Raw genomic sequence first — 14,597 nt, 5'->3', positions numbered from 1 at the left:
CCTCCGAAGGTCTGGAGGCAATGGCCAAACCTCAATTCATTAAAACCAGATCGCGGATTGATTTCAGGGACCGATAGATGTTGCAGGTGAACAAGCCGACCTCGGAGATCAACCGTGATTTCGCCGAGGCCGACGGCTCCCCGTCACGAGCGCTGACCTCCTATTTTGACATCGTCCGCCGCCAGCTCCCGACCATGGTCGCGATCGTCTCGGCCTGCCTGATCCTGGCGCTGCTCTATCTCTTCACCGCCGCGCCGCTGTTCACCTCCACCGCCTCGATGGTGATCGATACCCGCAAGGTTCAGTTATTCCAGCAGCAGCCGTTACTAGGTGATCTCGCTGTTGATTCTGCAACGGTGGAAACTCAAGTGGAGATTCTGAAATCCGAGAATGTGAGTCTCGCCGTTATCCGCGAACTCCGCTTGATTGAGGATCCGGAGTTCTGGGGCACTCGTGGCGGAGTGCTTAGCGCCGTTGCCGACGGGATCAAAGGCTTGTTTTCCAGCGGTGCCGCGCCATCGGAATTCGAGCAGATGCGGTGGGCGGTAGCTCAGTTCGAGAAAAATCGAACCATCAAGCGTGTTGGGCTCACCTACGTAATGGAAATCGGCTACACGGCATCAAATGCGCAAAAGGCCGCACAAATCGCAAACGCGATTGCCGATGCCTATATCGTCGACCAGCTCGAGGCGAAGTACCAAGCCACTCGTCGCGCAAGTGTTTGGCTGCAGGACCGTATCAAGGAGTTGCGCACCCAGGCGTCGGCCGCGCAGAAGGCGGTAGTAGATTTCAAGACCGCCAACAACATCGTCGACACCGGCGGTCGTCTAATGAACGAGCAGCAGCTCGCCGAGGTGAATAGTCAGCTCATTATGGCGCATGCGGCCACCGCCGAGGCGAAGGCGCGGCTCGACCGCATGAATGAGATTCAGAAACAGGATGTGCCGGACGCCAACGTTGCCGATGCCCTGAAGAACGACACCATTGTCAAGCTACGCGGGCAGTATGTCGATATGGCTTCCAAGGAATCGATCTGGGCGATGAAATACGGGTCGGATCACTTGGCTGCTGTCAACCTGCGCCGGCAGATGGCGGAGATCAAAAAGAACATTCAGGACGAGCTCGGACGTATCCAGCAGTCCTACAAGAGCGACTACGACATCGCGGTGACCCGCGAGGAGGCTATCAAGTCGAGTCTCAACAACGTCGTATCGGAATCGCAGCTCACCAACCACGCGCAGATTCAGCTCCGCGAACTCGAGAGCAGCGCGCAGAGCTACCAGGCGATGTATGACAATTTCCTGCAGCGCTACATGGAATCGGTGCAACAGCAATCGTTCCCAATCACTGAAGCGCGCGTGATCGGAGCGGCGACCACTCCCCTGTTTAAGAGTTCTCCCAAGACGGGGCTTATCTTGGCCGCGTCTCTACTTGCTGGGCTAATGCTGAGCTTTGGTGTGGCAATGGCTCGTGAGCTGTCTGATAAGGTTTTTCGGACTACCTCCCAAGTCGAGGAAGTACTCGGTACGAATTGCATCGCCATTTTGCCAGCGCTGGATGGAAGTATTGCACCCTCCGAGCTTTCCCTTAAGCTGCGCAAAAAGGTTAATGAACCTCAACGTAATCTGTTGCGCTATGTCGTCGACAATCCGCTGTCACGTTTTGCGGAGGCAGTGCGTTCACTGAAGGTCGCGGTGGATCTCAATTCGGTAGTACGTGAGAACCGCATCCTGGCAGTTACTTCGACCTTACCGAATGAAGGAAAGAGCACTCTTTCAACCAACGTTGCGCAGCTGATTGCCCATAGCGGAGCAAGGGTGATTCTGGTTGATCTGGACCTACGTAATCCCTCACTATCGCGAGCGCTGGCACCGAATGCGCAAGTGGGCCTAGTAGACGTGGTCGCGCAAAAGGTGCAGCTTGAGTTTGCGTTGATCACCGATCCCGAAACGCGACTGTCGGTCCTCCCCGCGGGTATTACATCGAAACTCCTGCACACAAACGAGGTTCTCGCCTCAAAGGCGATGAATGCGCTCGTCGCCGCGCTGCGGTCGAAATACGATTACGTGGTTCTCGATATGCCACCCATGGCGCCGGTCGTTGACGTTCGAGTCACTTCCTCCTTTGTAGATTCATATATATTTGTGGTGGAGTGGGGTAAAACCGACATCGACGTGGTGAAGCACAACCTGCGCGGGGCGCCTGAAATTCAAGACAAGCTTTTGGGGGTCGTACTCAATAAGGCAGACACTAAGTTGCTGTCTCGCTACGAATCCTATCACGGACGTTACTACTATCAAAAGTACTACGCTCGTTATGGCTACGTCGAGTAGCCGCTTTATAAGTCTAGGAAGCTGGGCGCGTGTGCTGTTCCTCCTGCTCAGCCTCATTGCGGTGCTCTGGTCGTTCGCCGTTGGGCCGTCGTTTCGATCTATGGTGCCAGTTAGCGACATAGCGGTGCGGATAGTCGCGGGGGATCGTTTCAAATCCGGAGTTTTGAGGGAGTTCGCGGCGCAGTTAGAAGGAAAGCTAAACGTCCTCGTATCGCCACCAGCGTTCGCGCGCGGGGAAGCTCTGATCTGGCTGCGCATCGCTGAGGAGTCTATGAGAGGGCGCATCTCGCAACTGCAAGATACGCAGCTAGAAGTAGTTAGGCGCTCGGTAGCGTCTGCGCTTTCTGTCAATCCTGCGGATGCCTACATATGGATGATGCTCTATTCGCTCGAGACTTCCAGTAGCGGTTTCGACTTACGCAATATTAGATTCCTCGACCAATCCTACACCGCGGGCCCGCGCGAGGGCTGGATTGCGCTTCGCCGTAACAGGCTCGCGCTCGCCGTTTTTCCTATGCTGCCCGATACAATGAAGAAGGTTGTCGTCTCGGAATTCGCAGAGATGGTCGATAACAACTTTATTGAGGATGCGGCGATAAACCTTACAAGCGTCGGTTGGATGCATAGGGAGCGGCTGCTCAACGGCTTGGACGAAGCGAGCATAGTATCTCGTGAGGCGCTCGCAAAGAAGCTGATGGATGATGGGGCAAAGGCAAGCGTACCGGGAGTAGCCGTGCGAGATAGCTTTTTCAGATGAGTACTTGGATCGGTAAAGCGTATGCGAATCGCAGTGGGATTTGCCACAAGAGGAAGACGAAAAACGATAGGCCAAACTCTCGCATCTCTGAGAGCTCAAAGTAGAGCCCCGGATCATGTATTCGTGTCTATAACCAGCCACGAAGACATCGACGAAGGCGATCTGCAACCGTTTGATTGTCCAACGACAGTAGTCGAGAATCACAAGCCCGGTCTTTGCATTCAACGTAATGCAATACTGGACCGATGTTCAAATTTTGATTTGCTCCTATTTTTCGACGACGACTTCATAATTGAGCGCGACTATATCCGTGTGATGGAGCGTCTATTTTCTGCCGAGCAACGAATACAGATGGCTATTGGGACCTTAATATTAGATGGTGCCACTGGGCCCGGCTTCACATCTGCCCATGCTGAGGCGGTCATAAGATCCTTCAAGAAGCAAGCGCAGGGGGTGCGGGATGTCTTCAGTGCGTACGGTTGCAACATGGCAATTCGCCTTCGCACTGTGTTCCAGCATGGCCTTCGGTTTGATGAGCGCCTTCCGCTACATGGTCTACTTGAGGATCTGAGTTTTAGTAGAACAATCTGTCACTTCGGTAGGATTGTCCAGACAACCGAAGCAGTTGGTGTTCATCTTGGAGATAAGCACGGGCGAGTCTCGGGGAGAAGGTACGGCTACTCTCAAGTCGCCAATCCGATATACTTGCGACATCGGCGTCTCATCTCGCTTCCAACCGCCGCGTTGTTCGTTTGCAAGAACTTGCTTGCGAACGCAATGAGGTCAATGCTTCCCGAAGCTTGGATCGACAGGAGAGGTCGGCTAGCTGGAAATCTGGTCGCGCTAAGGGACCTACTGAATGGAAAGCTCGATCCCCTGAGGATTCTGGACGAGCTTTGAGCGAGAGATGCAGGGCAGGGTTTCCGCGAAAGTCGTCATCGACTACTTGGCTCGAAGAGAGAAATTTCTATGGCTATGAAGCTAAAAGAACGCTCCGCGATTGCCGGTAGGTGGATGCTCATGTCGACAATCGTAATGTTAGCGCCCGCACATTCCCAGTCAGCAAGCCAAAGCGGGAATCCGCCTAAACTCACCTTGCAAGGGCCCGCGGAACAATCTGCGACTCCAGTTATCCGAGATGCTGTAGGTCGTCCGTGCTTGGATAGCGAGGCTGCTGGCCGAGCCCACTTAGTCGATCGCGACCTCATCGATCATGTGGTGAGTATCAAGAACAATTGTCCACGAAATATCCGAGTGAAAGTCTGCTATTCTCAAAGTGATAGATGTAAGGATCTCGAAATTCAAGGTTACAAGCGCGTTGACACGATCCTAGGTACCATGAGGAAGGTATCAGCGTTCCGATATTCCATCTCTCAAAAGTAAGCAGCCTTTCCGAGATTAAGGGTTATCTTGAAACGCTTGCACCCTCGCCACGCTCATTCTGTACGGAATGTTCTTCCCCCGTGATTGGGCGCTCACAATCAAATAGAAATTCTGCTTCAACGCTACGTCAGGGACCGAAGGGGAACGAGCGACATATTGAAGTTCATCATTAAGCCAGAAGCTTATCGACATATTAGAGGCATCAAAGCCCGCGCCGAAGCGATTTAGCTTCGTCCTGTCAAGAAACGCGTTGTGCAGGTTAGGCGTGCTTCGAATCCGAGTGTAGTTTGGCCAAACACCTGACCAGGAGAGAGCCGTTCCCATCGCTCCGTTCGCGTAGCCACCTTCATCAACGTCAATTTCGAGCCATCGTTCAAATTTCGGTGGGTCGCCTTCGTAAACATCGTCTTGACGTACATTGTGCTCGATAGGCATCAGCCAAACGGCCGGCCAATGATCGGGGTCATTGTCAGATATTGACACTGTGAACTCGACGTAGAACGATCTTCTCCCAGGGAGAAGAGGAATCAGGCCAGGTCTCATCCCTCGATTAACACTGCCGATGTTTCCTCCCAGGAGCAACGTGAGATGGCCAGTTTCGTTGTTTGAATAGAGGCTCGCGGAAGGTTGCTGCTTTAGCCACCACAGCCCATTGTATAGATAGGCCATAGCTTCTGGCTCGAAGCTGATATCTTCTAACCTAGGGCAGATATCAATCTTAGCGGTACGAAGGTTAAGCGCTATTGCGCCTTTTGGGAGAGGGCGCTTCGGACACTCCGCGAGCACTTGGCCACTACACAAGGCCAGTAGCATCAGTCCCGTTAGCGCATGGGCGGCAAATGATAGCTTCAACATCTGGCTTGTGCCGCCTCATGTTTCACCATGTTATTCAAGCTTTGATACAGACGCTCACCAGCCTCGACAAATTGGCTGCCATCTAGGAGCGAAGCGTTTACGCGAAGGTGTTTGAATGTGCGTGTTCCGGCAAGGGTTATTCCCTCGGGATTTCGCGCTACAGCAGCTCCCAAGAGGGTTTTGGAAAGGTTTTCTGAATTACCCAAATCAAACCCGACTTCGTCTTGAAGAGACTTGGCTTTTCGTGGATCTTCTAAAGAGAGAGCGCGAATCTTCCGGTAAGCCTCCAGAATTGCCCGGTGGGTTATGTGGAAATGCGTCTGATCGCTGAAACCCATGGAATCATGTGCATTCCATGCATATTGGACCACATCAAAGAATTTAGGATAGTCCTCGATGATAAGAGCAGCCTTCTGGCTCTTCGTTGCGATGCCGATCGAAAGGAAGGTTCCTGATCCGCGTTCTTTGTCCAAGAACGTCAAGAGTTCGTCGTTTAGGTCCTCTCGGCTGACCTCGTGCAGGAGGAGTAGGTCTAAATAGTCTGTCTGTAGCTGCTTCAAAGAGGTGAATACGGACAACTTCACGGCATCGAGGCTGAAGTCACGCGCGCCTGCCGAGGCAGTAATAAGCCTACCCCCAAGGGAACGCGCCACGGTTGGTGCAAGCCGCCGGATCGGTTGAGCAACAAACCGCACCGCCTGCTTTCTCAAGGTAAGTGAAGGGCGCTTTAATCCAACCTTCGTCGCGATGGTGACACTGTGTCTCCGCGCGCGCAGAGCTTCCCCCAGGATTGCTTCCGCGGTGCCGATCCCGTAAGGCGGAGCAACATCGTAATGCCGGAATCCAAGGTCAAAAGCTGCATGTACCAGGCTTCGGTTCGATCGTGCCTCAAAACCTCCGGTCAAGTACGCGCAGCCGAAGCCAATTCGCGTCGTAGCAATTCGAGAGCGCGGCAAGAAGATCGATTTCACGATACGAGCCCGTTCGCGAGGCCGTTGCTCAGTCGAAGGCCGAGAGCCATCGCCGTGAGGGTTGGATTGGCAAATCCGGTCGACGGGTAAACAGCAGCTCCAGCTACAAATAGATTGCGAGTTCCGTGAATGCGAAGATTTCGGTCTACGACCCCATCGCCGTGATGATCCGACATACGAGCCATTCCCATGTGGTGATTAGCATCATCCGCGCGAAGTAGAAAATCGCTGTCACGAGCAGATAGTTGTTGGTCTAGGGCGACCTTCGCCACACCCGCGTCTTCCAGATATTTTGAAACTATCTCAGAGAATGTCGCCATTGTTTCCAACTCGACTCCGTCGACTTTCCAATTGATAGCAGCCAAGGGCATGCCAAGCTTGTCGCGCTCGCCATCTAAGGTGAGGCGACTCTCCGAAAGGGGAACCTGCTCGGACGTAAGGCGTAGTTGGATGCCGAGATCAGCGGGATTGTACATTCGGCGGTATCTCACGTATCGATAGGCTAGGGGAAGCGCGACATTGGCAGCACCACGCAACGTGTTGATTGCTTCGACCGGGCCAATCCCACGCCAGTCTCGGGTTACGCTTCGGAGTAAGGTCTTTGCATTCGCCAGATTTTCAGTAACGGATGATCGAAAGATCAAGTGCGCAGCTATTCCGAGCAAGCCGCGCGATCTTTGCGCTTCTTCGGATAACTTTAGCTTGGGCTGATATTTGATCCCCCTTATGAACCCGTTGTCAAAGAGGTTGTGCAGCTTCCTTGCGTCGATCGGTTTGACGTCGCCTGCCACAACATCGACGTGATCCATGAAGCCTCGTCCCAGCCATTTACTGGACTGCCACGGGGCCTGATCTCCGCTCTTCAACGGAAGTGATAGGAGCCGCGCAATCTCGATCGTCCCATTGGCGAGTACAAACGCCCGGCCCATAAATTCTAGCGAGCTTCCATCCGGCCGAACGATGCGGGCCCGCTCTATGAGGTTGCTTCCGTGGTCGAAAGATAGCTCTACGACAGGTGCGTCGAGAACCACCGTGAGATTGGGGTTATTCCGTAGATCAGCCTCAAAAAGGCGCGCAAAATTGGGTTCTGGCATCCAGCGGGTGAAGAAGAAGTCAAGTTCTTTCGGTAACGTGTGCGGACAAACACCAAATTCCCTCATCACTTCGGCATCGTCTTGAAGTACGCCGTCCATTCCAGCGATCTCATAGACCCTCTTGTAAAAAGGTTGTAGTTCGCCAAACGTGACCGGCCAGGAAGCCGCGGCCCGCAACCAGGGGCGGTCCAGGAAAACAACAGGCTCAAATGGCACAAGTTGTCCGCCCCAGAAGTTTGTCGTCCCACCTAGAGCTCGAAACCGGCCGATGTGGAGCCCCTCTAACGCGCGTCCAACACTCCGCGCCTTTTCGAAGAAGTCTTGTGACTTCTTGGTAATGGTCTTTGGTCCAGCTTCTAGTAAGACCGTGCGCACTCCCCGCCGGGCAAGATCGTTGGCAACCATCAGGCCAACAGCTCCTGCGCCCACGACAATAATGCTAGATTGGAACGGGGACGTCGAATCGAGCTCTGCTGCGGAAATAAGCATCAGCTGCTCCTACCAGTTCTCAGGTTTGAGCTCGAAACACGTATCTTGTCACCCGAGTGCGCAGACAAAGTTTGCTTTCCCTCTAAGCTAAGCTTTACGACTAAGATTAGGAAGAACATGGAGAATGGATTTCCGATCGCAATTAGGTATCGATTGAAGAAAGACTGAATCAAGAAAAAGATTACAATGGATTTGGCGATCACGTGGTATTTGCTCGGGATGTCAAAATCCTTTTTGAGAAGCGTTGTGATGATTGCTGCTATCTGAAGAGTCCCGGCGAGCAATCCGGATTCTATGAAGATTGTGATGAACGAACTCTCGGTAGAGAAGCCAATCGCATCAGGGCTTGAAGAGCGCAGGCCACTTCCGAATAGCATTTGCAAGTCGCGGCCGAGTATGAGGTCTACACCCTGGCGCCATAAATCAACGCGCCCGGTACCCCCGGAGTCCAAGCCGCGAGTCGTCGAGTTAAGCTCGAACATGGTCGAGATGTAATTCCAAATCTCGTTGGGAAAGATTATCAGGATAACAAAGGAGAAGGTGAGTCCAACAAGTGCGATGGAGAGACCGTATTTCTTGAAAGATCCAAAATTTCGGATTGTTAAGAAACCGCCAGCGATCACCAGAGAAACGAGTGCTCCTCTGGCTGAAGCGCCCACGTCGACGAGGAAGCAGATGCTTATGCAAACAAGAATTGCAGCTCGTTCAACCCGCAATGCGCGCTGGAAGCGAGCTAAAAGGATCAAGACACCTCCGAGGTAAATCAAGCCAGCCAAATTTGGATGTGTTCCAAGTGGCGCAAGTCGGTTTTCCCAACGAGTGAGAGGATTGCCCGCAAGCGCCTTCAAAAGACTCGGTCCGTCGATGACTAGGATTGCGAAGAGGCCGATATAGTACGAAACGCTGGCAGCGAGTATTAGCTCCTCGAACTGAAGTGATCGGCAGATCAGTCCAATACTGACTACCGTCAGCAGGAATAGCACGGTGTATGCAGCAACATAATCATTTCCGGTGAAAGGGACCGTAGCTATCGAGAGAAAGATCGCTAACAATGCGGACGCTTCAAAAAACGTAAGCCTGGAAGGTCGAAAATCTCTGATGAGACTTGCTGTTGCCGCGCCGGCTAACATCGAAATGGCGGCCAGTTGGAATACCAGTTCATAGCCGTTGACGTTAGCAAACATGAGCGCCGAAAGCGAGGCTGCGGTCAACGCAACGTCAAGCTTCATTCGTCGATCTCCCGAACCCCTTCTCATAGCGAGGCGACTAACTCGCTAACGCGCGCAGTGTATGATTCGAATGTAAATTCGCGAGCGCGCTGTATCCCGTCTTGGCTCAACTCTTCCAGCAGATGAGTTCTGTCGATCGCAGTGTGCACACATCGTTCCAGCTCTGGCTCGGAGACTTCCTTCATAAGAAGTGGAGAATTTGGCTGCGGAACGTGAGTTCGAGAAGATTGAATGACGCCGAGGCCCATCGCCATCGCCTCGTTGATTACGAGCGCGGCGCCTTCGAAGTAGGACGGAAAAATCAGATAGTCGGAGTGTTCCATAAAGGAGCGCACTTGATCTCTTGGAACAGTAGGGTGGTAGTCTATTCGGTCCCTGTAGCGAGCGAACACTTCCTTCGGAATTTCGAGAGACCCAACAATCGTTAGCTTAGCTGCATTTTTCGGGAGCCTCTCAAAAACTTGCAGAATTAAATGTATGCCCTTCCTCGGGCCAGCTTGCCCAGTGAAGAGAAAACGAACAGGCGTGCCCTTCTTCCGTTGCCGAACTCTTCCATTGAAGAAGAATACGTCGTCGTAACAGTACGGTAGGATCCGCAGCTTTTCTTCGGGAATCTTTGGTACTTCCGGTTCAAAGAGGGTGGACTTGCAAAACTCCGACCCAACAAGAACAACGTCCGCGAGTTCGTGCTCTAGATTTACGCGATCAATCACCCAGTTAGGCTTTCGATAATTGGATGAAATAAAGAAGTCACGATACTGTTCGTAGACCTCGTCCATTATTCGATTGTAGACCAACGGATGTCCGACTGTTCGATCAAGAATGCGCCCGATTCCACGTTTTTCGGCGGCCAAGAAGCCTTCGAGCGCCACATTGTCGTACCCCCATACGGCACGGACCGGAGTCTGACTTAGCAGCCGGGAAACCGGACGCCCCATGGATGCATCACTTGCTCGCGCTAGTAGCCTTGCCAGCTGGCGAGAGCCCGCTCGATTGGCGATACGTCGCCACCACTCGATTGCGTTAGCCGCGTGCACACGAGAAGAGTCAAGGTCGGGATGAACATACCGGCTTAGCTCGTATTTCGCATGAGCTCGCACGGATGGCGGCATCATCTTGATGAGTCGGTAGGGAAATTCCTCTGGAAGCCAATAAATGGAAGTCAAGTACCAGCCAAGCTGTCCAGTCGACTGAAGCGCACGGGCAGTTTGCCAAGAATGTTGGGTGCCAGGGTGAAAAACGCCGATTGGCTTCATTGTTACAGCTTCGCTGCTCTAGTTACATCCAAGGGGGGGACGATCACTTCTTTCGGAGGAGCTATAACAATAAAAGCCTTCCAAGCGTGCCGTGCCACATGTTGAAGCATGAACAAGTCGAGCAGCAAAATCGACATCGCCATTCCAGCTTCACCAAGAGCTCGGCTCAAGAAAAATCCGATGCCGAGCGAGGCGGCTACAGCCCCGAGAAAGACGTAAGAGTATGTAGCTTGCCTATTGACTGCTAACAGCAGATTGGAAAGGGGGTGCCACATGCCGTTGACTAGCATCACTGTGGTCATAGTAGCGACGAGCGCATAAGTGGGATTGATAGTATGCGCAGTCCAGAGCTCGACAAGTTGTTGTCCAAACAGCAGAAGAATCGCTGACCCAGGGAGAGTAACCACAAGGCTGCTCACCAGCGTCAAGTAAAGCAGTTTCTTCAATTTTTGGGTTTGATTCAGGGCGGCCGCAGCCGCAGCCTCTGGCATCAGGGCGTGATTGACGAGGGTCGTGAATTGCACGCCGGCGCGGGTGAGAGTCCGGACTGTCGTAAAAGTGGCGACGGCTGCAGGCGAAGCGGTCATGCCAAGCACAATCGCGCTCCCTTGAAGAAAAAGACTTTGGGCTGCCGGAAGGGCCATAACGGCCAGGGCGGGATGAAGTAGCTGACGTATGTCAGCCAGGGAGCAGTGCTTAATGCCAAATGAGAGCCAGCGGACCAATCGGGCTAAAATCAGCAGTTGGCCCCCTAACAATATAGAGCGGGTGACGAGATATCCCGACGCCACCCCGAGAATTGAGCCGCCAAGTTTTACAATTAGCAGGGCGACGGCTCCTTCCATAAGCTGTAAGCATGCTTGTAGAAGTGTTCCAACAGCGTAATGTCCACTGCAACGGAAGCCTGCTTGGAGGAGAGAACCCTGCAAACAGATGAGCCCGTATATTAAAAGAGCAAGAAGCGTCCCCTTTACTTCCAATGCCTGAGAGGCATCTTTGCTGAAATAGGCATTCGGAGGAACGAGGATAGCTACAGCCCCCGCGATGCCGACAGCCAAGGATATACCCAGCACGACAACGATTGTGCTCTGAAACGTTCTCAACGCATCATCAAGCCGACCTTCTGCGACATCCATGGTCATCTTCGTGGTGGCTGCCGTCGCAAAGCCGAGATCACTCAATGCAAGATAAGAGGGAATCGTAAATAGTAGCAGCCAACGTCCGTATTGGTCGATGCCCCACGAGGCGGCCATTGTGGGAACAAGCAGTAGTTGAACAAGTATAATCACCACTTGGGTGAATGCGTTGGCGCTGGTTCCCCTGACTATACGGCGGCCGGTTGCAGAGAGATCGCTCCGCGTTAGAGAGTGTGCTATGGTCATATCGAACCGATGCAATTTTAGTGGCCCGCGCGCGCGAGTAAGGTGCATCCGTCAAGCATGCTTCGCGCTGCGTTTTCTGGGCTGTAGGGTGCGATCTGCTGTATGCACATAAGAGACATCGCGTCCCCCCTCGCTTGAGCGATCTGTTTCATTCTATCAGCTAGATGTTCGATCTCGCCCCATCGGAAGGAATACCCTGTCTTCTCCTCGACCACCAGCTCCGGAACACAACCGCAGCGATCACTCACTACCACCGGGCATCCGTGGCTTAGTGCCTCGTTGACAACGAGGCCCCATGGCTCGCTGTAGCTTGGCAGCACGAGGGCCGTGGCCTTAAGGTATTCCGAAAACAGCGCCTGATCATGCTTCGGGCCAGCAAATTGGACGTTGTTCCCGAGGCTAAGCTGGATGCAGAGACTTTGGAGGTGTTTTTCCTCGGGACCGCCACCAACGAGTATCAATTCCGCAGCCGGCATCTCTTTTCGCAAACGATCGAAGGCGAGAATCAGGTGATCGAGGCTCTTTTCGCGAGAGAAGCGGCCGACATACAGGAATCTTGCAGGTTGTGAGCGGTCATGCATCGCCAGTCTTTGTTCCAACGCAAGTTCAGGTGTGTATCCCTCGTACAGCGCGGCCGCTTGGCAACGATGAATAATCTTCTCAGGGGCGGCTCCATAGAGCTTGACATATTCGGCGGCACGCTGGCCGTAGCAAAAAATCGCACTGCATGATCGGAAAAAAATGCGCTTAAGAAAACCAGCAACAAGCTTCTGTTTATTGTCGTGGATAGTCGAATCGCAAAAACATGCAAAAACCTTCCGACGGAGCAAGAGAATCGTCGCCTGTATCCAATACTCAGGACGATCGTAACCTGCAAGGATCGTCACGTCGGCATCCTCGCGCAACGCTTTCTTTGCAATCTTCCAGAATAGCGGCAGTCGCGGAATAGCCTCATAGGGGCCATCAAACAGCAGTTCGTAGTGATACTTGTGGCGAGACACATCTGTGGGTGAAAGGCCTGTTCGCTGATTTGCAGTCTCTGCGATTTGGTAGACCTGCAGTTTCGTCTGTCGTTCGTTACAAAGGGTTTGTAGGGACGAAAAAACCGCGGCCTTGTAGCGCGACCACATTATGTTGTGCCAGACGACGACTTTCATGAGCAACATCCGAGATGGCTGCTGAAACGTGAGTGACCGGAATCGGCCATCAGAGTTGCCACTGATAGCAAAGCAGTGCTCTTCAGTTCGCGGAATTCGCAGACGATCGTCTCTCGAGACGAGGTGCTGATAGAGTTTTGTTGCTGTTCAGCAAGATAGGCGCTGGCTCGGAGGCAAAAGTCTTCTGTGGTGGCTATAGCGAGGCCAACCTTGCCGACTTGGCTTCTTATGCATCCGCGATCGTACGCAATTATCCGATTGCCGGCCGCGAGCGCTTCGAACAACACGGTCGGCTGTGCCTCGTTTGGGTAGACCGTAGGAAACACGAACACATCGAGGTCGCGATAGAAGCGGTCTTTCGCCTCTCCGTAGACAGGACCGATATACTGAAGTGCGCCGTCCAATTCGCTTTCAGCGGCCGTAACGTTTACCCTGTCTTCTTCCTTTGCGATCGGACCGGCAAGTACGCCTCGAACGTTAACGCCGCACTGCCTCAATGCGCGCAGCAGATCGATGAAGATGTACAAACCTTTCTCTCGCCCCAGATTACTGAGCAGGCCCAACCGCAAGGGGCCGGGGAGGGGCGCATCCTCCTTAAGCATTGAAGAGGGATCGACAAAGGCAGCATTGGAGACTATGCGGCAATCATCAATTCTCCCATATTGTAGTTCAAAGCGATCTCGCATCGTTGCGCAGAGGAAGATGTGCCGAGTTCGCTTTCTGCCGGCACTCAAAATCAGCCTCATCAGAGCGGACCATCTGTCAATGTAGCTAAAACTGTGATGGTGAAGAAAAATCGTGTAGCCGAAGAGACGGGCAGACATGACAAGCCCTGCAGTATAGATGAGTCCCCAATCCCCTTCGCACCCGAAGTAAGCGACCGTGGTTCGTCGCGAGTTCGTCGCGATGCGCCAGCAAGCGCGCAGGACCTGCCATCCCTTGTGGAGGTGTTTGGACGGACCAAGCCGATTTGGCGGTGAGATGTTGATCGCTTCGACGTCGGCATTCTCGCCAAGCGTCTCGATCATTCGGGCTGTAATATACGAATAGCCCGTCACGGGCGGCGGCATCTGGCCGACGGCGATAATTTGCGGGCGACTGTCGGATCTAGAGTTTTTAGGCACTTATCGTTGGCCTTTTAGCTGAGCTGGTTGGCCTGCCACAATCGTCGCTGGGGCCACCGATTGCAGCACCGTGCTTCGCGCGCCCACGACGGCGCCAGCGCCTACGGTTACTCCTGGAGCGATGAAGCAATCGGCTGCGACCCAGGCTTCGCGCTCCACCACCACCGGCTTGGCGACCAGCGGGAAAGTGATATCCCTGTAGTTGTGCGTAGCAGCGCAGACATAGGAGCGCTGCGATATCACTGCGTTTTCTCCAATAGTGATCGCTCCCAGGCTGTATAGCTCTGCATTGTCACCGATCCAGCAATGGTGACCGAGCTTGACTTTCCAGGGATAGGTCACGCGCGCAGTGGGCCTCACGCGCACTCCTCTTCCAACTTCAGCTCCGAAGAGGCGCAATAACAATCGGCGCCAGCCATAGGCAGGTTGTGGAGACCAGGCGAACAGTGTTTGTTGAACCGTCTGCCAGAGCAGTACAGTGAATCCCGAGCGCCCTCTGAAGCCCGGCGGCGGCTTGGACTGCGAGAGGTCCTGAAAGATCGGTAACTCATCAGTAGCCATGAGATT

At 53.4% G+C, this 14,597-nt stretch carries 12 protein-coding genes; 3 read left to right on the top strand and 9 right to left on the bottom strand.

All coding sequences use genetic code 11. The annotated features are described in order from the left end of the window. The first annotated feature begins 77 nt into the window (after positions 1-77). From AB7M16_RS12130 to AB7M16_RS12120, 3 genes are read left to right on the top strand one after another with little or no spacing between them, the layout of a single operon-like run. Entirely contained in the window at positions 78-2,333 is a 2,256-nt protein-coding gene (locus tag AB7M16_RS12130) for a polysaccharide biosynthesis tyrosine autokinase (RefSeq protein ID WP_453944040.1), read from the top strand. A gap of 31 nt (positions 2,334-2,364) precedes the next feature. Next, positions 2,365-3,090 (top strand): hypothetical protein, encoded by a 726-nt coding sequence (locus tag AB7M16_RS12125; protein ID WP_453944039.1) that lies wholly within the window; start codon positions 2,365-2,367, stop codon positions 3,088-3,090. Positions 3,091-3,111: 21 nt separating this feature from the next. After that, a complete protein-coding gene (locus tag AB7M16_RS12120) occupies positions 3,112-3,990 on the top strand; it encodes a glycosyltransferase family 2 protein (protein WP_453944038.1) in 879 nt (292 codons plus the stop codon). 498 nt (positions 3,991-4,488) lie between these two features. Here AB7M16_RS12120 and AB7M16_RS12115 read toward each other — a convergent pair whose 3' ends face one another. The 9 genes from AB7M16_RS12115 to AB7M16_RS12075 all read right to left on the bottom strand — a co-directional run bounded on the left by AB7M16_RS12115 (position 4,489) and on the right by AB7M16_RS12075 (position 14,591). Next, positions 4,489-5,328 (bottom strand): hypothetical protein, encoded by an 840-nt coding sequence (locus tag AB7M16_RS12115; protein WP_453944037.1) that lies wholly within the window; start codon positions 5,326-5,328, stop codon positions 4,489-4,491. Further along, on the bottom strand, positions 5,322-6,299 hold the full coding sequence (locus AB7M16_RS12110; RefSeq protein WP_453944036.1) for an aldo/keto reductase: 978 nt from the start codon (positions 6,297-6,299) through the stop codon (positions 5,322-5,324). The genes AB7M16_RS12115 and AB7M16_RS12110 overlap by 7 nt, the downstream gene beginning before the upstream one ends. Next, complete coding sequence (locus AB7M16_RS12105; protein WP_453944035.1) at positions 6,296-7,882, bottom strand: GMC oxidoreductase; 1,587 nt, start codon at positions 7,880-7,882, stop codon at positions 6,296-6,298. The genes AB7M16_RS12110 and AB7M16_RS12105 overlap by 4 nt, the downstream gene beginning before the upstream one ends. Beyond that, positions 7,882-9,111 carry an O-antigen ligase family protein gene (locus AB7M16_RS12100; protein ID WP_453944034.1) on the bottom strand — a complete coding sequence of 410 codons (1,230 nt, stop codon included), beginning with the start codon at positions 9,109-9,111 and terminating at the stop codon, positions 7,882-7,884. The genes AB7M16_RS12105 and AB7M16_RS12100 overlap by 1 nt, the downstream gene beginning before the upstream one ends. A gap of 23 nt (positions 9,112-9,134) precedes the next feature. Beyond that, the gene (locus tag AB7M16_RS12095) at positions 9,135-10,367 is read right to left on the bottom strand and encodes a glycosyltransferase family 4 protein (RefSeq protein WP_453944033.1); all 1,233 of its coding nucleotides are present in this window, start codon (positions 10,365-10,367) and stop codon (positions 9,135-9,137) included. A 2-nt stretch (positions 10,368-10,369) separates the two neighbouring features. Further along, positions 10,370-11,620, bottom strand: a complete 1,251-nt coding sequence (locus AB7M16_RS12090; protein ID WP_453944032.1) for a lipopolysaccharide biosynthesis protein — start codon at positions 11,618-11,620, stop codon at positions 10,370-10,372. Between the two features lie 146 nt (positions 11,621-11,766). Then, positions 11,767-12,906, bottom strand: a complete 1,140-nt coding sequence (locus AB7M16_RS12085) for a glycosyltransferase (RefSeq protein ID WP_453944031.1) — start codon at positions 12,904-12,906, stop codon at positions 11,767-11,769. After that, positions 12,903-13,934: a glycosyltransferase family 4 protein gene (locus AB7M16_RS12080; protein WP_453944030.1), complete on the bottom strand. Its 1,032-nt coding sequence runs from the start codon at positions 13,932-13,934 to the stop codon at positions 12,903-12,905. Before AB7M16_RS12080 ends, AB7M16_RS12085 begins: the two co-directional genes overlap by 4 nt. Positions 13,935-14,030: 96 nt before the next feature. Further along, positions 14,031-14,591 carry a WcaF family extracellular polysaccharide biosynthesis acetyltransferase gene (locus AB7M16_RS12075; protein ID WP_453944029.1) on the bottom strand — a complete coding sequence of 187 codons (561 nt, stop codon included), beginning with the start codon at positions 14,589-14,591 and terminating at the stop codon, positions 14,031-14,033. Positions 14,592-14,597 lie beyond the last annotated feature (6 nt).

It is taken from the genome of Bradyrhizobium sp. USDA 372 (assembly GCF_053629095.1).
The sequence above is the reverse complement of the archived record's forward strand: the minus strand, read 5'-3'. Positions and strand labels throughout refer to the sequence as shown.